Genomic DNA, 21059 nt, shown 5'->3' with positions numbered 1-21059 from the left:
GCGCCGGGCTCAGGCGTAGCGGCCCTCGAACCAAGCCCGCACCGCGGCGGTGTGCAGCGGGAAGGCGAGTTTCGCGGGCCTGCGCAGCAGATGCCGGCCGTCCGTCTCGGCCGTGGGTACGAAGGGCGGAAGTCCGTCGGCCGGGCGTTCGGGCAGGGCCCCGAACAGCAGCAGGTGCCCGTCGGGTGAGCTCATGGCGTCCACGAGCCGCACGTCCCGGGCGGCCGCGTCGATGCCGGTCTCCTCCCCGAGTTCGCGTACGACGGCCTGCTTCCAGTCCTCGCGGTCGTCGATGTAGCCGCCGGGCAGGGCCGTGCCTCCGCGCGCGGGGGCGACGGTCCGGGTGATGACGATCAGGGCGGCGCCCTGCGTGTCGTACACGGGCTGGAGCGCGACCGCGACCGGCAGCGGGTTGCGGTAGGCGACGGTTCCGCAGGACGGGCAGGTGCGGGGCCAGCCGGAAATGCCCTCTCCGTAGGGCGCTCCGCAGCTCGAACAGTGGGAGTTCGGAGCGGAGTTGACAGTCGGATGCTGGGTTTCGGACACGCGCGGACTGTATCCGATCAGGGGACGGACGTCTTCCGCCGCTGTTGTGCCGGGAATGAGCGGAACAGAAAGGGTGGCCGGAATCACCCCCGTCGATCCCGGCCACCCTTCCTCTACCACGACGCCGTACGGGGCCGTTCGGTTCACACCAAACGGCCTGCACCCCGGACTTCTTCCCTCGCGGGGGCGTCCACTGCCGCGACCGGGATGCCCACGCTCCGTGATCGGCTCGGAATGCTGCGTGAACGTCTCATGAACTGGGCCTGGGCGGGCGCGGGCGGCGCCATCATGCTGCCGTGCACTCCTGGACGGATACTCTGCGCTTCGCCTTCCAGCCGGTGGTCAACCTGAGGACGGGCGCGGTCGCCGCGCTGGAGACGCTCGCCCGTCCGGAGAGCGGCGATGTCCTGGCCGAGGCCCGCCGCGATCCGGAACTGGACGGCAGGCTGGCCGTGCTGGCGTTCCGCGCCGCGGCGCTCAAGGAGACGCTGCTGCCGCTGCACCTGAACGTGTTCGCGGCGACGCTCGCCGACCTCGGCGGCCTCACACCGCTGCACGACGCCGTGCGCGCGGCGGGGCGCCTGCCCTGGGAGGTGACGGTCGACATCGTCCCGCCCTGCACGCACGTGCCGCAGCGGGCGCTGCTGGAGGCGGTGGCCTCGCTGCGGGAGCAGGGTTTCCGGATCAGCGCGGACGGCATCGGTGACGGTGACGTGCCGCTCAGGCTGCTCACCGACCTCTCCCCCGACCTGGTCAAGCTCGACGCGTCCCTGCTGGCGCGGCCGGCCGCGGTGCGGGCGATGCGGACACTGTGCGAGGAGCTGGGCGCCCTGGTCGCCGTGGAGGGCGTGGAGACCGAACGGCAGTACGCGGTGGCGCTGTCGGCCGGCGCGCAGCTGGCCCAGGGCGAGCTGTTCGCGCCGCCGGCCCGGATCCCCGTCGCGGACGTATACGTTCCGCCGCGGGCTCACGGTGCCCCGGCCGCCCCGCGCTCCGGGCCGTCGCTGCGGGAGTTCGTGCGCCCCGCCGCCATCCTGCCGGTGAGCGCGTCGGCGGGGCAGGTCCGGGCGCTGCTCACCGGGTCCCCGGACATCTCCGGAGTGCTGCTGGTGGACCGCGCCGGGCGGCCCGTGCGGTCGGTGCACCGCTCGCGCTTCCTGCTGTCGATGTCCGGCCGCTACGGGCACGCCCTGTACGCCGACCGGCCGGCCGTCAAGCTGGGGGACGCGCCCCGCACGGTGGGCGCCGGCGCCACGGCCTGGGAGGTGCTGGACGTGGTGGCGGTCGGCGGCCGGGACCGGACCTCCGACGACGTGGCGGTGGTCGACGGACACGGCCGGTGCGTGGGAGTCGTACGGCTGGCGGACCTCGTGCGGGCGCTCGCCGAAAGCCGGGTCGAGGAGGCGGCCGGGCTCAACCCGCTGACCCGGCTGCCCGGTTCCGACGCCATCGTCGGCGAGGTGGACCGGCGCATCCGCGACGGCCGGGCCTTCGCGCTCAGCTGGCTGGACATCGACGACTTCAAACAGGTCAACGACGGCGCGGGGTTCGCCGCGGGGGACGAGCTGATCCGCGCGGTGGGCCGGGCGCTTCAGCAGGCGGTGGCGGGGCCCGCGCGCGTCGGGCACATCGGCGGAGACGACTTCCTGGTGCTGGCCGACGAGGACGCGCTCCGCCCGCTCGTCGCCGCCGTGCTCGACGCCCCCTGGTCGGCGGGCGGGCGGCCGGTCACGCTCTCCCTGGCGACCGTCGTCTGCCAGGCGGGCAGCGTGAGCGACCACCACCAGGCCGCCGCCCAGCTCGCTCCGCTGAAGAAGGCGGCCAAGGCGCTGAACGGTGCCAGTTGGGTGCTCGGGCGCGCCGGGTGCCCCGGCCACGAGGTCCGGCGCGGCGGCCCGGGACCGGCCGCGGCACGGGCCGGGTACGCGACGGCCGAGCCGGGATGGTGAACCGCCCCCGCGCGTGCGTGGGCCGACACGCGCCCGCGCCGCCGGGCCCGGTGGGCGCGACGGTGTCACCGTTGCCGTCGGCAACCTTGACGCCCCCGGGACGCCGGTGAACACTTCCCGGTGTCAGCCGACATCGCCGTACATTCTCGGTGTTATCAGGACCTGCGGCGCGGATCTGTCCTGCTCCACGACCCGTCCCCCGGGGCGGTGCGACTGGGACGGCACGCTCGGCATGGACGCCGGGCGGGGTGGCGGGGACCGGCCCTGCCATGGCGGAAGTGGCACGGGCGCCGTCCGGGAAGCGAGCGCCGGTTTCGGTCGACGCGTAGCGGCGCCGAGGGAGGCGCGCGGGCGCGCCGCACAGGACCGCGGCCCGTACCCCGGTCGGCGGGGGTACGGGCCGTGCCCGCCGCTCGGCGGCGGTGAACGCGGTCGGCCGGTGACGGCCGCGGTCCGGGCGGTCAGCCGGTGACGGCCTGGCGGCGGTCGGCCGCGTATTGCATGGCATGCCGGACGACGCCGATCAGTACCTCCTTGACCGACTCCCGGTCCCGGGCGTCGCACAGCAGGACGGGTACGTCCTCGTCCAGGTCGAGGGCCTGGCGGACGGCCTCGACCGGGTAACGTGCCGCACCCTCGAAGCAGTTGACGCTGACCAGGAAGGGAATGGAGCGCCGCTCGAAGTAGTCGACGGCGGCGAAACAGTCCTCCAGGCGGCGCGTGTCGGCGAGGACCACCGCACCGAGCGCTCCCTCGGACAGCTCGTCCCACATGAACCAGAACCGCTCCTGCCCGGGCGTGCCGAAAAGGTACAGCACGAGGTCCTCACGCAGGGTGATGCGGCCGAAGTCCATGGCCACCGTGGTGGTGTGCTTGCCTTCGACACCGCTGGTGTCGTCCACCGGCCGCCCCGCCTCGGTGAGCAGTTCCTCGGTGCGCAGCGGCCTGATCTCGCTGACCGCGCCGACGAGGGTCGTCTTGCCCACGCCGAAGCCGCCGGCCACGAGGATCTTGAGCGTGACGGGCTCGACCGGAGGCTTGCCGCGCTCAGAACGCCCGAAGATCATCGATCTCTCTCCTGCTTGATGGGGGTCGGGCGACGGTCGGCCGCAGCCGCCGGCACCAGGGGTTTCGGAGACGGACACGCCGTCGGCACCGGGCGTCCGCCGGGATACCGCGCGGGCCGGCGGACGCTCCCCGACCGGGTCATGGAGGCTGGACCGACGCGCGGCGTCCGACGGCGTGGCCGAGCCGCCGGCCGGTCACGTCACCAAGCCCTTCCGCGCCGGTCACAACGCCCGGAGGCCATTGATCACATCGCGCAGGATGCTCTCGTCCGGCAGCTCGGCCGGGGGCACCGGGCGCGTCACGTGGACGAGTTCGGCGTGCACGAGGTCGCCGATGAGAACGCGGACCACGCCGATGGGCAGGTCGAGCTCCGCGGCCAGCTCGGCGACCGACTGGGGTGTGTCCCGGCAGAGCCCGACGATCTCCACATGCTCCGGCGACAGGGCCGGATCGGCTTCCGGGTCCCCGGTGCCGGGCTCGGTGACGACCACCGCGATCACGTCGAGGCGGTGCTGGGCCGTACTCGTGGTGCGGCCGCGCGTCATGGCGTACGGACGGACGACCGGCCCGGCCTCGTCGTCGAACCAGTGGTTTCCTGCCTGACCGTCTGCGCTCATGTCATCCCACTACCCGCCTGCGGACAGATCGGTGCGCGGGGCGGTGCCCAGATGCACGCCGACCCGCTTGACGAGAAGCGTCATCTCGTAGGCGACCTGCCCGACGTCGGAGTCGGCGTCCGAGAGGACGGCGAGACAGCTGCCGTCCCCGGCGGCGGTGACGAACAGGAAGGCCTCGTCCAGCTCGACCACCGTCTGCCGGACGCTGCCCGCGTCGAAGTGACGGCCCACGCCCTTGGCGAGGCTGTGGAAACCGGAAGCCACGGCGGCCAGATGCTCGCCGTCCTCCCTGGTGAGGTCCTTGGACACGCCCGTGGCCAGTCCGTCGCCGGACAGGACGACGGCCTTGCGGATGCTGGCCACCCGGTCGACGAGGTCGTCCAGGAGCCAGTTCAGCTCCCCCTGGTTCGTCGCCGTGTGGCCGGTCGCCTTCGGTGCGGTCATCGACCGTCCCCCTTAGTCGTTCCTTGTGCTGTGCCGTTCCGGGCCCCGTCGCCCGAGGCGTTCTCCTCGCGGCCACGCTGCCAGCCACGCTGGAGCGAGGCCATCCGGTTGCGGACCTCGTCGGCATCGCGGTCGGCGGGCTCTGCCGCGCGCTCGGCCGACTGCTCGGTGGCCCGCTTGAGCTGGGGGGCCAGGCTGGCCTGGCGTACGCGCCGGGGCAGCGGCCCGGTGTCCGGTTCCGCGGACGGGTCACCGGCGGACGCGGTGCTGCCGCCGCGCGGCGGTGCCGTGTCGCCGGGGCCGCCCGGGCCGGACCGGGTCCGCCTGGGCAGTCCCGGTACCTCGGGCGTCTCGCCGGCGCCGGCGGCGGGTGCCCCGGGGGCCTCGGCGGGGTCGGTGGGGCGCAGCGGGGCCGTACCACGGCGACGAGCGGGCAGCGGGGCCGGGCCGCCCGTGTCGGAGCGGCGCGGCGCGGCGGCGGACTGCCGGTCCGGTTCGCCACGACGGCGCTGCTCGGTGACGGGCTTGCCGTGCGAGCTGACGAGCTTGGGCGTCTGCCGCCGGGGCAGCGGAACGGGGCCGCGGTCGCCGGTCCCGTCGTGCGGGAGCCGGCCGGCCGGCGGGGCGGCTGCCTCGTCGTCGGCGGCCGAACGGGGACGGCGGTGGCGGAACAGGCCGCCACGCTCGCTGTCCTCGTCCGCGAGAACGCCGGGGAAGTCGTCGAGGGCGTCGAGATCGACGGGTGCCTCCAGTTCGACCGGGCCGTCCAGCAGGGAGGTCGGCAGGCCGGGCAGCTGGAGCGGCGCCGGGGACCGGCCGGCGGCGCGGCCCACCGCCTGTTCGGCGCCCTTGGCCGGGCGGTCGCGGTCCAGCCGGAAACCGGTGCCGTTGGTGTCCGGGACGTCCTCGGTCAGGAGCGCGTCGGGGATGAGGACGACGGCGGTGGTGCCGCCGTACGGTGACGGCTGGAGGGAGACGCGGACGTTCTGGCGCTGGGCGAGGCGGCTGACCACGAACAGACCGAGCCGGTCGGTGTCCGAGAGTTCGAACTCGGGGGTCTCGGCGAGCCGCAGGTTGGCGTCCAGGAGCGCTTCGGCCGTCATACCGAGCCCCCGGTCGTGGATCTCGAGGGTGAAGCCGTTGGCGACCCGCTCGCCGAGGACCTGTACGGCGGTGTGCGGGGGCGAGAACACCGTGGCGTTCTCCAGGAGTTCGGCCACGAGGTGGGTCAGGTCGGCGACGGCGGGGCCGGTGACGGCGACCCGCGGCAGCCGCCGGACCTCGATGCGCTCGTAGTCCTCGACCTCGGCGACGGCGGCGCGGACGATGTCCATCAGCTGCACGGGTCTGCGCCACTGCCGGGACGGCGCGGCGCCGGAGAGGATCACCAGGCCCTCGGCGTGCCGGCGCATACGGGTGGTGAGATGGTCCAGGCGGAAGAGGTCGGCGAGTTCGTCGGTGTCCTCGGTCCGGCGTTCCATGCTGTCGAGCAACGTGAGCTGCTTGTGCAGCAGCACCTGGCTGCGGCGGGCCAGGTTCACGAAGACCTCGGAGACACCGGACCGCAGCTCGGCCTGTTTGACGGCGGCTTCGACGGCGGCGCGCTGGAGGGTGTTGAGTGCCTGGCCGACCTCGCCGATCTCGTTCTTGTCGTACTCCAGGCGCGGCACTTCGGTCTCGACGTCGACCTGTTCGCCCGCGGACAGGCGGCGCATCACGCTGGGCAGCCGGACACCGGACGCCTCGTGCGCCTCCATGCGCAGCTGGCGCAGGTCGCGGATGAGGCGACGGCCGATCCGCACGGAGAGGACGACCGAGAACAGCAGGGCGGCCAGTCCGAGGAAGCCCGAGACGGCGGCCTGGAGGATGACGCCGACGGCGACGGGGTGCGTACGGTCCTGGAGGCGGTCGCCGACCTGGTCGTCGAGGGTGCCGAGTTCGTCCAGGACGGAGGCCGCGGCGGTGTCCCAGCTCTTGGCGGTGACACCGCGGGGGGTGCCGGAGTCCACGCCCGCGACGGTCTGTTCGGTCATCCGCAGCGGGGCCGTGGTGGCGTTCCTCCAGACACGTTCGTAGCGCTCGCACTCCTCGGAGGGCAGCAGCGGCAGGCTGATGTCGTACAGCAGGGTGCGCTGGGCGACGAGGTCGGAGACGTCGCGGCTCTCCTCGCCGGTGATCCGGCCGACCACGAGGGCGGAGCCGAGCAGGGCGTCCTCGCGGGAGAGCAGCTCGCGCGCGCGGAGGAGGTTGACCAGGGCACGGGCCTGCTTGTCGAGTTCCACGTCGTCGATGCCGTCGAGGGTGGCCAGCAGGGCGAAGCAGGGGTCGACGAGCCGGTTGTAGGCGTCGAGGGCCTGGGTCCGGCTGACGGTGCCCTCCTGGACGCCTCGGCGCAGGGGGTCGAGGCCCCTGAAGGCGTCCAGGACGGCGGTCAGGTCGTCGTTGTCGTCGGCGTCCATGCCGTCGCGCAGGTCGTGGTCCTTGGCGTTCTTCCCGACCTCGGCGATCGCCCGGTCGGTGGCGGTACGTGTGCGGTGCAGTGCGGTGAGGGCCTCGGCCGCCCGTGGATCGGCGAGGTAGACGAGCGTCTGACGGCGCTCCTGCTGGAGGGCGCGGACGGCGTCCTCGGTCGGGTAGCCGATGTCCTCCACGACGTCCGACACGCGGAACAGATGGGCGACCTCGCGTCCCGTGAGTACCGTGGCGAAGCCCCAGACGGCGGTCAGGGACAACAGCGGCACGAGGAGCAGCGCCACGATCTTCCGGCGGATCGACTTCCCGCGAAAGCGCATGGCCTCCCCCAGCTCGACCCCCACCGGCCGGGGGCGCACATGTTCGTCAACAAACGGCGCGAGCCTACTACCGCCGCACCGTCGGCTCGAAGACATGTCCGGAGGGCGAACTTCCGCACCGGAGGCGAGAGATGACGAGTTGTCCGGGCATTGCGGGAGATTGCCACCGTCCTCCGGGCGCCCGCGACGCGCCGGGCCGCGGCCGCACTGACCGGGGGTTGGCTGAAACTTGTCGCCGGGTGGGAATCTTCCGGTGGTCTTGTTCGTCCTCCTCTACGGAATTCGGGGCGGAACGGGCCACGGGAGCCGCGTCCGGCAGCCCGGCGGCGTAATGCGGCGCAAGCCGGGCAGGCACTGGGTAGCGGGGTCTTCGGACGTCGGGGCGAGCGGTCTGCTGGCGGTGGGGAGTGACACGGTGACGGGCACGGCGGAGCGGCGCGAGGCGCCCGAGGAGAGCGTGGCGGCGCGCTCACAGGCACGGCGGGGGCCGGAGGGCTCGGATTCCGGCGTTCCGGCGCAGCGGCGCTTCGGTGAGGCGGCCGACGGCGGACAGCGGCAGTACTACCGGCCGTTGTGGATCGAGGAGCCCGCGCGCCGGCACCCGACGCCGGACCCGGTGCGCAAGGCGGCGGTGCGGGCGGTCCTCGTCATATCGGTGACGCTGATCCAGGCGATGGTGGCGTTCCTGTGCACGATGGCCGGCTCCTGGCCGGCGTTCCCCATGGTGATCAGCAGCGTGGCGAGCACGGTGGTCGCCACCTGGGCCGTGGTGGACGTGTGGGTGACCCGCCAGGTGTGGAACCAGCGGCACGGCGTGGTCTCCGAGCCGAGCAGCACGGCCCGGACCCTCCGCCGCGAGCGGCGCGCCCGCCGCCGCCAGGAGCGGACGGCCCTGCGGGACCGGGACCGGATAGCCCGGCGGGGCAGCACCGGCCGGCTGTCCCACTCCTGACCCGGACCGAGGGGTCCCCTGCGGCGTGGCGCCTCCGGGGTGGCAGGCGGGCGGCCCCACCACCCCGGCCCGGGCGTTGATCAGCTCGTGGCCGGCGCCGGCTTCCTGAACATCCGGGTCGCCGTGATCTCGCTGTGCACCGTCTCTCCGGCCTGGGGCTGCGGTGGCAGTCCCGGCCGCAGGTGCTCCTCCACGCTGATGTACTTCAGGCCAGCCCGGAGGTCCGCGTCGTTGCGCAGGCGGATGACCAGCGGGAACTCGGCGAGGGCGGTCGTGTCGAACAGGCCGGTGGTGTACAGCAGCTGCACCCCCAGCGCGTCCGAGACCGCCCGCTGGAGTTCCAGCAGGTACGTCGCGTTGGCACGGCCGATCGGGTTGTCGAGGAACAGGGTGCCCGCGTACCGGTGCTTGTCCCGGCCCCGGTCGTTCGAGCGCAGCGCGGCCATCGTGCAGTAGAGGGCGATGGCGGCGGTGAGCAGCTGACCGCCCGAGAAGACGTCGCCCATCTGGCCGACGGGGACGCGTTCGGCCCGCAGTACGGCGTCCGGCTTGAGGATCTCCACCGCCACGCCCCTGGGCTGGAGTGCCGCCGCGACTCCGCGCAGCAGCAGGGACATCCCGTCGCGGCGCAGGTCGGAATTCTTCTTCACGGCCGCGCGCGTCGCCTCGTCGATGACCTCGCCGAGCCGTTCGGTGAGGACGGCCTGGTCGGGCTCCTCGAAACGGATGCGCAGGAACTCCTGCCCGGACCACTCGCCGAGCCCCTCCGGCAGCCGGGAGAGCCGCTGGGCGGACCTCAGCGTCGCCAGGGCCGACTCCACGAGACCGCGCAGCCGGTCCACGATCGAATCGCGGTTGCGTTCCAGCTGGGCCAGCTCGTCCGTCAACACGCGCAGCCGGGGTGCGAAGGCGTCCGCCCACTTCTGGGCGTGCTCGGGCAGCGCGGCGGCGGGCAGCTCGCGGATCTGCTGCCGGGCGGGGGTGCGGACCTGCTCGTAGCGGGTGGAGTTGGCGTGCCGGACGAGGATGTCGCCGGCCTCGCGTACGGCCGTCTCGGTGGCGGAGAGGTCGGCGGCGCAGCCGCGCAGCGAGCGGCGGGCCTCGGCGGCGGAATGCCGGGCCTCCTCCAGCGTGCCGGGGTACGGCTCCGGTTCCTCCGGCTCCTCCTCGGGGGCGTGTTCGCGCAGCAGGTCGCGGAGCATGGCGGCGATCTCGTCGAAGCCGCCGGCCGCGTCCTCGGCGGCGCGGTGGGCCTCCAGCAGCTCCGCGTGCGCCTCGCGGGCCTCGGCCAGGGCCTCGGTGCGGGCGGAGAGTTCGGCCGTGGCCGTACGCAGCAGGGCCTGGGCGTGCTCGGCGTCGCGCGGGACGAGTTCCTCGTCCAGTGCCGTGTGCGTCCCGCCGTCCTCGGGCGCGTGCCGCTCGGCCTCGCCGCGCAACCGGCCGAGCTGTTCGCTCGCGGTCGACACGCGGGTCTCCAGGAGCTGCACCAGCTCCTCCGCGCGGGCGGAGGCGGCCTGCCGGGAGGGGCCGTCGGCACCGTCGGGCGACTGCAACAACTGCTCGGCGCGGGTGCGGACCTTGTTGCTGAGCCGGTCCAGATCGGCGCGGGCGGCGCTCTCGTCGCTCTCCGCGCGGGCCTGTTCGGCGCGTAGGTCGGCGCCGACGCCGACCTTCTCGTAGACCTGGGAGGCGGCCCGGTAGGCCTCGCGCAGGGCGGGCAGGGACGCCTTGGGCGCGTCCGGGTCCTCGGCCGGTACGTCGTCGGGGGCGCCGGCGATCTCCGCGCGCTCGGCGCGCAGGGCGCGCGCGGTGCGGCGGGCGTCGTCGGCGGCGCGCTGGGCGGCGCGGCGGTCCTCGTCGGCGGCCCGGGCCCGCTCCAGGCAGGCCTGGGCGCGGGCCTCGGACTCGGTGGCCTCGTCGGCGAGTTCGCGCAGTCTCACCTGCCAGCCGGCCCGCTCGCGGAGCCGGAAGGCGAGACCGGCGAGGGCGTCGGCGGCGCGGCGGGCCTTCTGGGCGGCCTCCTGCCGCTCGTCGCGGACCTGCGCGGCCTCGGCGGCGGCCTCGTCGGCCTCCGCACGCACGGCCCGTGCCTCGACGAGTCCGGCCTCGCTCTCCTGGGCGGTCGCGCGGGCCTCCTCGGCGGCCCGGGCCAGTTCGGTGAGGCGTCCGGCGGGGCAGCCGGTGCGCCAGGAGGCGAGCCGGGCGGCCAGTTCGCGGTCCTTGCCGAGCCGGGCGGCAAGGGTCCGGATCTCCTCGTCGCGCGCGGTGGCCCGGGCGCGCAGGGTCTGCCGTTCCTCGTCGGCGGCGTGCTCGTCGTGCATGGCCGGGTTCGGCGGCACGAGGAACACGCCGTCCGGGGCGGCGGCGGGGGTCGGGGCGAGCAGGGCGGCGGCGGTTCCGACGGCCACCGCGGAACGGGGCAGCAGGGCGGCGCCGTCCAGTGCCTCGCGGGCACGGGCGTGCGTGTCGGGGTCGGTGATGATGACACCGTCGACCAGTTCGGGGCGGGCGGCCAGCACGCGCGCGTGGTCGGCGGGGTCGACGGCCTGCGCGAGATAGCGCCAGCCGGGCAGCGCGGGAATGCCGTGCTCGCCGAGGAACTCCACGGTGGCCAGCACGTCGGGGCCGGGCGGCAGCAGTCCGCCGTCGCCGAGGGCGCCCAGGATGCGCGCGTCGTCGGCGGCGGCCGTACGGAGGTCGAACAACTGCCGTTCGGCGGCCGACACGGCGTCGTCGAGGAGTCCGCGCAACTCGTCGGCGAAGCGGTCCAGTTCGACGGAGGTGAACGGACCGTCACCGAGGGCTCGGGAGCTGTTCCCGGGGGCCGGGGCGACGTCGTCGGGGCCCGTCCTGGGGCCGGGTACGGACACGCGTGGCGTCCCCGGCAGGCTCAGCAGCTCAGCGAGGCGTTCCTCGGCGGCCAGCGACTCGGCCAGGCGCCGCTCCGCCTCGTACGCCCGCTCGGCGGCGGTCGCCGCGTCGGCCGCGCGGGCCGCGGTCAGCTCCGCACGGGACTCGGCGGCCGCCGCCTCGCGCGCGTGCTCGGTGGCCTTGCGGGCGGCCTCGCGGGCCGTGTCCCAGGCGGCCACGGACGTCTTCTCGGCATCGCTGGCGGCGAGCGCGGCCCGCGCCGGGTCGGCGTCCGGAGCGCTGTCGTCGAGCCAGCCGGCGCGGACCGCCTCGGCGGTCTCCTGCTCGACCTCGGCCAGCCGCTGACGCAGGTGCCCGGTCTCGCTGCGGGCGCGCTGCGCCTCGGTGGCGGCGGCGGTGGAGTCCCGGTAGGCGGTGTCGCTGACCTCCTGGAGGGCGGCGGAGCGCTCCTCCTCCTCGTTGGCGAGGGCCTCCGCGCTCGCCGCGGCCCCGTGCAGGGCGCGCACGAGGTCCACGGCGGCCTTGGCGCGGGCGGCGAGGGCGGGGGCCGCGTCCCGCTCGGCCTCCTGGATGGCGGCGGAGACGCGTGCGACGCGGTCGGCGGCGGCGCGGTGGCGCAGCACGGCCTCCGCGGCCTGCCAGGCCGCGTGCAGGGTGCGGGCGTCGGCCAGCTCGCGTTTCTGCGCCGCCGCGGACTTCTCGGCGGCGGCGAGGGCCAGGGAGGCGTGCCGGTAGGCGAGTTCGGCGGCGATCAGGGCGCTGCGCTCCCGCGCGCCCTCGCAGTGCGTGACCGCGTACGCGGCGGCCGTGACCCGCTGGGCGAGGTCGGTGGCCCGGACCCGTTCCCGCACGGCCCGCGCGGACAGCCGCCGGGCCAGTGTGCGGGTACGGCGCTCGGCGCCGGCGTGGATGTCCCGCGCGCGGGAACGTGCCTCGGCGGCCTCCACGATCCGGCCGAGCAGGTCGGCCGAGCCTGCGGTGAAGTCCCGTTCGGCGATCAGTTCGGCGCGTCGGCCGAGTTTGCTGCCGAAGCCGCTGACGAGGTCGGCGAGGCCGTCGGTGTCGCGGGTGTCGGTGACCGCGCGCAGCAGCAGGTCGGTGAAGTCGGAGTCCTTCTTGACCGCGAAGAGACCGGCCGCCTCGCCCTCGTCGGCGTTCATCTCACGCTGGTAGCGGAAGAGTTCCGGGTCGAGTCCGAGGTCCCCGAGGTGCTCGTTCCAGCGGTCGTGGATCTCCTCCCAGTGCACCTCCAGGTGCGGGTAGGCCTTGCCGGCCTCCGTGAGCGCGTCACGGAAGCCCTTCATGGTGCGGCGGCGGCCCTGTGCGCCGGAGACGCCCTCGACGGGAGGCCGTACGGCGGTGGACTCGGCGACGGGCAGGTTGTCCAGGCTCAGTCCGGGGCCGGGCCGGAAGGAGTACCAGGCCTCGGCGAACTTGCGCGGGTCGTTGGAGACCTGCCGGCCGCGCCACTCGCTGACCTTGCCCACGACGACGCACTCGCCGGTGAGCACGTGCTGCCACTCCAGGGCCACGTGGCCGCAGTCGTCGGCCAGGAGGAACTTGCGCAGCACACCGGAGCTGGCGCCGCCGAGCGTGTTGCGGTGGCCGGGCAGCATCACGGAGAAGATGAGTTTGAGGAGCACGGACTTGCCGCCGCCGTTCTCCAGGAACAGCACGCCCGCGGGCGCGGGCCGGCGCGGCGGACCGGACGGCTCCTCCTGGAAGAACTCCGCCTGCGTGGGCGCCGGGTCGGGCACGGGCTCGCCGACACCCCGCAGGTCAAGCACGGTGTCGGCGTAGCGCGCACCGGCGGGACCGATGGAGTAGAGGCGGACCCGGGACAGCTCGTACATGGCGGACTCTCGTCAGTCTTCTGGCAGTTCGGTGCGGTGGTCAGGGGTGCGAGGGCGCGTGGAACGGCAGACCGGCGTCGGCCACCAGGTCCAGGTCGTCGGTGTCCTCCGCGGGCAGCAGGCTGGCCGTGCCGTCGGTCACCGGGACGACGCCCAGCTCGAGCAGTTCGGCCAGGGCGGCCCTGCCGGCCAGGTCACGGACCTGGAGCTGGTAGCGGGCGGTGGTGCGGTAGGTGCCGCCGTTGTCGTCGCCGGTGCGCTGGAGGAATCCCGACTCGGTGAGGAAGGCGAGGGCCTTCGCCACGATGCCGGTGGTGGAGGCGGCCGGCCGGCGGGCGTCCTTGGTGGCGCCGGTGGCGCTGCGTCTGGCCCAGATCCGCCAGGCGGCCTCCAGACCCGGCGCGTCGGTCACCGGGTCGGTGTTCTCGCCCTGCTCCTCGGCACGTTCCTCCAGGCGGCGGCAGGCCTGCCGGACGAAGGCGTCGACGCCGTTGACCGTGACGCGGCCGATGTAGGCGTCGTCGGCGAGGTCCTCCGGACGCGGGAACGCCAGCGCGGCGGCGGCGAGATGGGCGAGTCCGTGGAGGAAGCGGTCGCCGGAGTCGGCGGTGGTGCGACGCGCGTAGTCACCCATGCGGACGGCGAAGACCGAGTCCTCGGCGGCCGTCACGGCCATCCCCGCGCGCGGGGACACCTCCAGGACGACGAGGCCCAGACCGGCGGCGACGGCGTCCGCGAGCCGCGCGAACGCCGGGTCGTCGCGGTAGCGGCGCAGCAGCTCCGTGTACTCCTGGTCGCGCGCGGGCTGGAGCCTGGGCTGGAGGCCGAAGGCGACCAGCCGCGCCGCGTCGGCGGCGTCGGCGGGCGTGACGCCGGCGCCGGCCGGCGCGGCGGCGGGCTCGGGCTCACTCCGGTCGGCGTGCTCGGTCACGGGTTCTGCTCCTTGTCGCGGTCGTGCTCACTCATGCTGCTTCCGTCCGGTCCGCGGCCATCCCGGCCGAGTCGAGCAGGGCGGTGCCGACGATCAGGTCCGCCCCGCCGAACTCGGGGTCGTCCAGCTCGGTCCCGTCGTCGACGGCGAACAGCAGTTTCTGCTCGCCCTGCCGGTAGGCGGTGCCGACGGGCGGGCTGGCCGCGTGGACCGCCAGCAGCGCCACGAGGTAGGCCAGGTCCGGGTCACCGGTCCGGCGGGCCTCCGCCAGCAGTCCCGACAGTCTCCTCGGGGCGTCCGCCGGCAGGTCGAGGAGCTCCGTCGCCGCGGCGAGCTGCTCCTCGCTGAACCGGCTGTCGTCCGGGGTGGCGATCAGGTCGGGCTCGGGCATCTCGGCGCCCAGGTGCTCGCGTTCCACGGGTGGTGTCAGCAGGATGTCCACGAGGTCCGCGACCCGGACGGACACCGGCGTCCTGAGCCCCGTGCCGTGTGCGAAGAAGGCGTCCGTGACCCGGATCGCCTGCTCCAGGGGCAGCGGCAGGACGGGGGCGAGGAGATGGCCGTAGAGGTCCGTTCCGGAGGTCGCCGCCGGGGTGGCGAAGGCCTGCCGGTCCTGTTCGGCGCGGAACAGCGGGCCGGCCTCCAGGAGGCGCGCCTGGAGCTGGGTGTGGCGCCGGATGCAGTCCTTGACGATGTCGACCAGTTCGGCGGCGCGGCGCTTGTGCTCGGTGTCCTCGGTCTCGTCACGGGCCTTGCGGATGTTGGTGAGGATGGCGTTCTCGTGGCGGTAGCGCTCGGCCACGTGGTCGAGGGCCTCGGCGATCATGTCGGGGACGGCGTTGAGCCAGTCGACCGCGCGGACGTTGCGCCGGGTGGCGTCCAGGGCGCGGCGGAGCGTCTCGGAGTACTGCACCGTGCGGTAGCGGGCCTGCTCGGCGGCGAGCTGGGCGTCGGCGAGCCGGCCGCGGTTGATCAGCACCTCCAGCTTGACCTCGGCGGCGATCTGGGCGCTGGTGACGTCGGTGTCGAGCGCGCCGACGAGGACGTTGACCGCCTCGTCCGTCGTCCGCAGATACACCGTGCCGCCGGGGCCGGGGACCTCCTCGATCAGCTTGAAGTCGTAGTCGCGGCGGACGTACGTGCCGTCCGGCGCGAAGGTCCCGTACACCGCGCGGAAGCCGCGGTCCACGCTGCCGACGTTGATCAGGTTCTCCAGGACCCAGCGGGCCACCCGTTCGTGCTCGCCGGCGTCCCGCCGCGGGGCCTGGGCGGCGATGCGCGGGACGAGCCGGGCGGCGATCTGCTCGTGGTCGGCGCCGGTGTCGAAGTCCATGTTCAGCGTGACGAGGTCGATGGCGGCCAGTGCCACCTCGGCCATCCCGTACACCGAGTACTCGCCGGCCAGGTTGGCCTTGCGGGCGTCGAGGTCGTGCAGCGGCGCGGTGCAGGCGAGCGCGCGCAGGCGACGCGCCAGCCCCTCGTCGGCGGCCGGGCCCGGAGCCGGGCGCGGCCCCGCGCTGAGCTGGGGCGGAACACGGTCCGTCGATGCAGGCGAAGTCACGGTGCACAGACTAGGTCCTCGGTCTGACATCGACCCAAACGACGCAGAAGCCACGGCCGTCACGGAGGCACGACACGGCCGTCGCGGCAGCGCGGTGCCGGGCCGGCAGCGCGTCACGGCAGCGCAGAAGCTATGGCCGTCGCGGCAGCGCGGAGCCGGCGTCACGGGCGGCCCGGGAGGGGCCGCCGAGGAGGGTCGGCCAGGAGGCGGGTGCCGAGGAGGGGCGCTCGGGCGGCGGGCTCAGGAGTCGGGTGGTCTGGAGGCGGGCTCAGAAGGTCTCCGCGCCGTCCTCGCCCACCCGTCGCCGGTACACCTCGACGACCCGCTCCAGGGAGTCCGCCAGGTAGGTCGCCAGCAGCCGCCCCGCTCCACTCCGGTCCCCGGCCTCCAGGGTGCGCAGGATCCGGCGGTTGCGGGCGAGGTACGGCTCGTGCAGCCGGTGCGGGTCGTCCACGACGTGGAAGGCCAGCCGCAGTTCGGCGAAGACGCTGCACATCAGCTCGTCGGTGCGCTCGCTGCCGGCGAGGGCGACCAGTTCCCGGTGGAAGTGGATGTTGGCCGTACCCACCGCTTTCCAGTCGCCTCCGACGGCCGCCCGCTCGCCCTCGGCGACCGCCTCGGCCAGCCCCTGGAGCGGGTACGGCGGCTCGCCCAGGCTGCGGACGACGGCGCACTCGACGAGGGAGCGCGTGCGGTAGATGTCCTCCACGTCCTCGACGGTCAGGACCCGGACGAACACGCCCCGGTTCAGCTCGTGGACCAGCAGACGCTCGTGCGTGAGCAGCCGGAACGCCTCGCGCAGGGTGTTGCGGGAGACCCCGAGCGCCCCGCCGATGCTGTCCTCCGACAGCCGGGTGCCGGGCGGGAAGTACCCGTCGGCGATGCGGCTCCTGAGGATGTCCGCGACCCGCTCCGCCGTACTCGTACGGCCCAGGAGGGCGCGGTCGTCGGCCAGTCCCGCCAGCTGCTCTGCCATGCCGGAATTCAATCGCAGACATCGGGACGGGACAACATGGGTATTGAAGGATCGTTGAACGATCCTCTACGGTGCTCTCCTGGCACGACCTCCGTACGGAGCGTCTTCCGGGCCGCTTCCGCACCGCACCGCTCACGTCCCGCACCCTCCGTCCCCCTCTGCGAGGTGCCCATGAGCACAACCCCACCGCCCCGGTCCGTGTCCCCCTCCGGTACGCGTCCGGCAGCCGAAGGCGCCGCCGATGACGGCGCACTCGGCTGGCTGCGCGCCCTCGGCCCGGACGGCCGGCGTGCCTTCGCCGGAGCTTTCGGCGGATACGCCCTCGATTCGTACGACTACTTCACCCTGCCGCTGAGCATGGTGGCGCTCTCGGCCTACTTCGGTCTCAGCAGCGGCCAGACCGGTCTGTTCACCACCGTCACGCTCGTGGTCTCGGCGGTGGGCGGCGCCGCGGCTGGTGTGATCGCGGACCGGGTGGGCCGGGTCCGGGCCCTGATGATCACCGTGCTCACGTACGCGGTCTTCACGGTCGCCTGCGGCTTCGCGCCCACCTACGAGACGCTGCTGCTCTTCCGCGCACTCCAGGGCCTTGGATTCGGCGGCGAGTGGGCGGTCGGGGCCATCCTGGTCGCCGAGTACGCGGGCGCGCGCCACCGGGGCCGTACGCTCGGCGCGGTCCAGAGTTCCTGGGCGGTCGGCTGGGCGCTGGCGGCGGTCGTCTACACGCTGGTCTTCTCCTTCGCCGGTGACGACCTGGCCTGGCGGATCATGTTCTGGACCGGCGCGCTGCCCGCGCTGTTCGTGGTGTGGCTGCGCCGCCGGGTGCACGACGCGCCCACGGCGACGGCGGCGCGCGAGCGGAACCCTGGGCGGGGCTCCTTCACGGCGATCTTCCGGCCGGGCCGGGACGGCGCCCCGGGTCTGCTGCGCACCACGGTCTTCGCGAGCCTGCTCTCCACAGGCGTGCAGGGCGGCTACTACACGCTGGCGACCTGGCTGCCGACGTACCTGAAGTCCGAGCGCGGCCTGTCGGTCGTCGGCACCGGCGGCTACCTGGCCTTCCTCATCTCGGGCGCGTTCCTCGGCTACCTGACCGGCGGCCACCTCACCGACCGGCTCGGCCGGCGCAACAACATCTGGCTGTTCGCGCTGCTGTCGGCGCTGTGCATCCTGGTGTACGCGAACATCCCGCAGGGCGCCGACACCCTGCTGCTGGTGCTCGGCTTCCCGCTCGGCTTCTGCATGTCGGCCATCTTCAGCGGCTTCGGCTCCTACCTGAGCGAGCTGTACCCGACGGCGGTGCGTGGCACCGGGCAGGGCTTCACGTACAACACGGGCCGCGCGGTGGGCGCGGTGTTCCCGACCCTGGTGGGCTTTCTCGCGGACAGTTGGGGTGTGGGCGGCGCGCTGGTCTTCGGCGCGATCGGTTACGGCCTCGCGGCGCTGGCACTGCTCGGGCTGCCGGAGACCCGTGGGAAGGAGCTGGCGTGAGGCGGTCGAAACGGTGGCGGGGACCGTCCCGTCACCACGGTCGACGAGCACGCGCGCGTGGAGCCCGGAATCGTCGGCCCTGGGCGTCGAGGGCAGCCCTCGACGAGCGCCACCGGCTGTCCGGCGCCGATTGTGGCCGGCCGTCCGACCGCCCCCGAGAACCGGAAGGCACGAGAGCACCATGACCGCGATCGATCTGAACGCCGACCTCGGCGAGGGCTTCGGCCGCTGGCGGCTGACCGACGACGAGCAGCTGCTGTCCGTCGTCACCAGCGCCAACGTGGCCTGCGGGTTCCACGCCGGGGACCCGGCCACCATGCGCCGGGTGTGCGAACTCGCGGCCGCGCGCGGGGTGACGATCGGCGCGCAGGTCTCCTACCGGGACCTCGCCGGGTTCGGGCGACGCGCGATGGACGTGCCGTCCGCCGAGCTGGCGGCCGAAGTGGCCTACCAGATCGGCGCCCTGGAGGTGTTCGCGCGGGCGGCGGGAGCGCGCGTGGCGTACGTCAAGCCGCACGGCGCGCTCTACAACCGGGTCGTGCACGACCCCGAGCAGGCCGACGCGGTCATCGAGGGTGTCCTCCTCGCCGACGCGGCACTGCCGGTGCTGGGCCTGCCCGGCTCGAAGCTGCTGGAACTGGCCGCGCGCGCGGGATTGCCTGCCGTGACGGAGGCGTTCGCGGACCGCGCATACACCGACGAGGGCACGCTCGTGCCGCGCGGCCGGGACGGTGCCGTGGTGACCGACCCGGAGGCCGTCGTGGAGCGCTCGGTGAGCCTCGCCTGTTCCGGCGCGGTCACCGCGCACTCCGGCGCGCGTATCCAGGTGCGCGCCCGATCGCTGTGCCTGCACGGAGACACGCCCGGCGCGGTGGAGCTGGCCCGCCGGGTGCGTGAGCGGCTCGTGGCGGCGGGCGTGCGGCTGGAGGCGTTCGCATGAGGGCGCTCCCCGTCGGCGACGACGCCCTGCTGGTCGAGGTGGCTTCCGGGGAGGAGGCGCAGGCCCTGCACGCGGAGCTGCTGCGGTGCCGCGAGGAGGGCGCGCTCACCGCCCGCGAGATCGTCCCGGCGGCCCGTACGGTCCTCCTGGACGGACTGGCCGACCGGGCCCGCTGGGCGGCCGAGCTGGCGACCCGCGATGTGCCCGCGGCGCCGCCACGCGCGCGTGAGCTGGTCGAACTGCCCGTGCGCTACGACGGCCCGGACCTCGCGGAGGTCGCCGCGCACTGGCGGGTGCCCGAGCGGGAGGTGGCCCGGATCCATGCGGGCACCGTATTCACGGTCGCCTTCTGCGGGTTCGCCCCCGGCTTCGGCTATCTCACCGGGCTTCCGGCCCGTTACCACGTTCCGCGCCGCGCGACCCCGCGCACGGCGGTCCCGGCGGGCGCCGTGGCGTTGGCCGGACCGTACACGGGCGTGTATCCGCGCTCCTCGCCGGGCGGCTGGCAGCTGATCGGCACGACCCACGCGGTCCTGTGGGATCCCACCCGGGTACCGGCCGCGCTGCTGGCACCGGGGACGCAGGTGCGGTTCGTTCCGGTGGAGGGGCCATGACCGGGATGTTCGGCGGAGGGGGAACGGCCGGAGTGCGCACGGCCGCTCACGCGCGCGGGGACGCCGTACCGGCTGTGGGGCTCCCCCGGGAGGGGCGGCGAGAACCGCGCCGCGGACGCACGCGGCCGTGCGCGCGGGGAGACGTCCCACCGGTGCGCGCCATCGACACAGCGGCGGGTGCTCTGCCCCGGGAGGAGCCGTGACCGGGGCGCGCACGGCCGCCCACCCGCGCGGGGGCGACTCACCGGTGCGCGCCGCCTCGCAGCGGCGCGGGCCTTGTCCGGGGAGGGCGCATGAGTGACCGTGCGCTCCTGGTGGTGCGCGCCGGGGTGCTGACCACCGTGCAGGACCGTGGGCGGCCGGGGTACGCGCATCTCGGTGTGCCGCGTTCCGGGGTGCTGGACCCGCCCGCGGCGGCGCTCGTGAACCGGCTCGTCGGCAATCCGCCGGACGCGGCCGTCCTGGAGACCACCCTCGACGGCTGTGCCATGCGTCCCCGTACCACCGTGACCGTCGCGGTCGGCGGTGCGCCCTGTCCGGTGTCGGTGGGCGGCCGGCCGGCGGCGTGGGGCGCCCCGGTCGTCGTGCCGGCCGGGGTGCTGCTGGAGGTGGGTGCGGCCACGGCCGGGGTGCGCAGCTATGTCGCGGTCGACGGGGGCATCGCCGTCGAGCCGGTGCTCGGCAGCCGGGCCACCGACCTGCTGTCCGGCCTGGGGCCGGCCCCGCTCGTGGACGGCATCACGCTGCCGCTGGGCGCTCCGGCCGGTCCTCCCGCGCGCGTGGACGGCGCTCCGCTGCCGTGTCCGCCGGCCGAGCTCGTGCTGCGCGTGACACCGGGCCCGCGCGACGACTGGTTCACGGCGCGGGCGGTCCGGGACCTCACCACGCGGGCGTACCGGGTGTCCGCGGCGAGCAACCGCATCGGCCTGCGCACCGAGGGCCCCGCGCTGGAGCGGGCCCGGACCGGGGAACTCCCCAGCGAGGGCCTGGTCCTCGGCGCGGTCCAGGTGCCGCCGGACGGGCGCCCGGTGGTCTTCCTCGCGGATCATCCGACCACGGGGGGCTACCCGGTGATCGCCGTCGTCCGCGCCACCGACCTCCCCGCCGCCGCACAGGCCCTGCCGGGCGTCCCGGTCCGCTTCGTACCGGTACGGCGTCGCTGACCCCGGCGCGCCGGCTGACGCACGTCCGCGCCGGCGAGGCGCCGCGGGGCCCCGGCGCTCCGCAGCCGAGACGCGCCCGTGCCGTACGGCCCCGTGGGGACCCGGCACCGTACCGGGCGGCCCACGGCAGGGCCGTGGGGTCGCCGATGCCCGGGGTCGGGCCACGCGCCGCCCAGCGGGGTGGAGCGGAGCCCGGCGGGGTGGAGCGGAGCCCGGCGGGGTGGAGCGGAGCCCGGCGGGGTGGAGCGGAGCCCGGCGGGGTGGAGCGGAGCCCGGCGGGGTGGAGCGGAG

Annotated in this window: 15 protein-coding genes; 6 read left to right on the top strand and 9 right to left on the bottom strand. The window is 74.7% G+C overall.

The genetic code is table 11. From position 1 onward, the window contains the following. Window positions 1–9 precede the first annotated feature (9 nt). Window positions 10–546, bottom strand: coding sequence for an NUDIX domain-containing protein (locus ACF1BE_RS33920; protein ID WP_392202842.1), 537 nt, complete (start codon window positions 544–546; stop codon window positions 10–12). A 296-nt stretch (window positions 547–842) separates the two neighbouring features. On the opposite strand from ACF1BE_RS33920, the gene ACF1BE_RS33915 reads away from it, so the two are divergent. Then, entirely contained in the window at window positions 843–2495 is a 1653-nt protein-coding gene (locus tag ACF1BE_RS33915) for an EAL domain-containing protein (RefSeq protein ID WP_392202841.1), read from the top strand. A gap of 461 nt (window positions 2496–2956) precedes the next feature. Here the strand turns inward: ACF1BE_RS33915 and ACF1BE_RS33910 are convergent, their stop codons facing one another. From ACF1BE_RS33910 to ACF1BE_RS33895, 4 genes are all read right to left on the bottom strand, one after another. Next, window positions 2957–3562: an ATP/GTP-binding protein gene (locus ACF1BE_RS33910; RefSeq protein ID WP_392202840.1), complete on the bottom strand. Its 606-nt coding sequence runs from the start codon at window positions 3560–3562 to the stop codon at window positions 2957–2959. Between the two features lie 222 nt (window positions 3563–3784). Beyond that, the gene (locus ACF1BE_RS33905; protein ID WP_392202839.1) at window positions 3785–4180 is read right to left on the bottom strand and encodes a DUF742 domain-containing protein; all 396 of its coding nucleotides are present in this window, start codon (window positions 4178–4180) and stop codon (window positions 3785–3787) included. A 9-nt stretch (window positions 4181–4189) separates the two neighbouring features. Beyond that, a complete protein-coding gene (locus ACF1BE_RS33900; protein ID WP_121789835.1) occupies window positions 4190–4624 on the bottom strand; it encodes a roadblock/LC7 domain-containing protein in 435 nt (144 codons plus the stop codon). After that, window positions 4621–7416 carry a nitrate- and nitrite sensing domain-containing protein gene (locus ACF1BE_RS33895; protein ID WP_392202838.1) on the bottom strand — a complete coding sequence of 932 codons (2796 nt, stop codon included), beginning with the start codon at window positions 7414–7416 and terminating at the stop codon, window positions 4621–4623. The genes ACF1BE_RS33900 and ACF1BE_RS33895 overlap by 4 nt, the downstream gene beginning before the upstream one ends. A gap of 415 nt (window positions 7417–7831) precedes the next feature. Here ACF1BE_RS33895 and ACF1BE_RS33890 point away from each other — a divergent pair, with 415 nt between their 5' ends. Next, complete coding sequence (locus tag ACF1BE_RS33890) at window positions 7832–8368, top strand: hypothetical protein (RefSeq protein ID WP_392202837.1); 537 nt, start codon at window positions 7832–7834, stop codon at window positions 8366–8368. 80 nt (window positions 8369–8448) lie between these two features. On the opposite strand, the gene ACF1BE_RS33885 is transcribed toward ACF1BE_RS33890, so the two are convergent. The 4 genes from ACF1BE_RS33885 to ACF1BE_RS33870 form a co-directional block, all read right to left on the bottom strand. After that, entirely contained in the window at window positions 8449–13092 is a 4644-nt protein-coding gene (locus ACF1BE_RS33885; protein WP_392202836.1) for a hypothetical protein, read from the bottom strand. Window positions 13093–13132: 40 nt separating this feature from the next. After that, complete coding sequence (locus ACF1BE_RS33880) at window positions 13133–14023, bottom strand: hypothetical protein (protein ID WP_392202835.1); 891 nt, start codon at window positions 14021–14023, stop codon at window positions 13133–13135. A 31-nt stretch (window positions 14024–14054) separates the two neighbouring features. Beyond that, entirely contained in the window at window positions 14055–15584 is a 1530-nt protein-coding gene (locus ACF1BE_RS33875) for a hypothetical protein (RefSeq protein ID WP_392202834.1), read from the bottom strand. A 268-nt stretch (window positions 15585–15852) separates the two neighbouring features. Further along, entirely contained in the window at window positions 15853–16560 is a 708-nt protein-coding gene (locus tag ACF1BE_RS33870) for a GntR family transcriptional regulator (protein ID WP_392202833.1), read from the bottom strand. A 171-nt stretch (window positions 16561–16731) separates the two neighbouring features. On the opposite strand from ACF1BE_RS33870, the gene ACF1BE_RS33865 reads away from it, so the two are divergent. From ACF1BE_RS33865 to ACF1BE_RS33850, 4 genes are all read left to right on the top strand, one after another. Next, window positions 16732–18051 (top strand): MFS transporter, encoded by a 1320-nt coding sequence (locus tag ACF1BE_RS33865; protein WP_392202832.1) that lies wholly within the window; start codon window positions 16732–16734, stop codon window positions 18049–18051. Between the two features lie 181 nt (window positions 18052–18232). Further along, window positions 18233–18991 carry a LamB/YcsF family protein gene (locus ACF1BE_RS33860; protein WP_392202831.1) on the top strand — a complete coding sequence of 253 codons (759 nt, stop codon included), beginning with the start codon at window positions 18233–18235 and terminating at the stop codon, window positions 18989–18991. Beyond that, complete coding sequence (locus ACF1BE_RS33855) at window positions 18988–19605, top strand: allophanate hydrolase subunit 1 (RefSeq protein WP_392202830.1); 618 nt, start codon at window positions 18988–18990, stop codon at window positions 19603–19605. Before ACF1BE_RS33860 ends, ACF1BE_RS33855 begins: the two co-directional genes overlap by 4 nt. 293 nt (window positions 19606–19898) lie before the next feature. After that, window positions 19899–20768 (top strand): biotin-dependent carboxyltransferase family protein, encoded by an 870-nt coding sequence (locus tag ACF1BE_RS33850; protein ID WP_392202829.1) that lies wholly within the window; start codon window positions 19899–19901, stop codon window positions 20766–20768. Window positions 20769–21059: the final 291 nt, after the last annotated feature.

Origin of the sequence: Streptomyces sp. NPDC014991, from assembly GCF_043080665.1 — a bacterium.
In the GTDB taxonomy this organism is placed as follows: domain Bacteria; phylum Actinomycetota; class Actinomycetes; order Streptomycetales; family Streptomycetaceae; genus Streptomyces.
The sequence above is the reverse complement of the archived record's forward strand: the minus strand, read 5'-3'. Positions and strand labels throughout refer to the sequence as shown.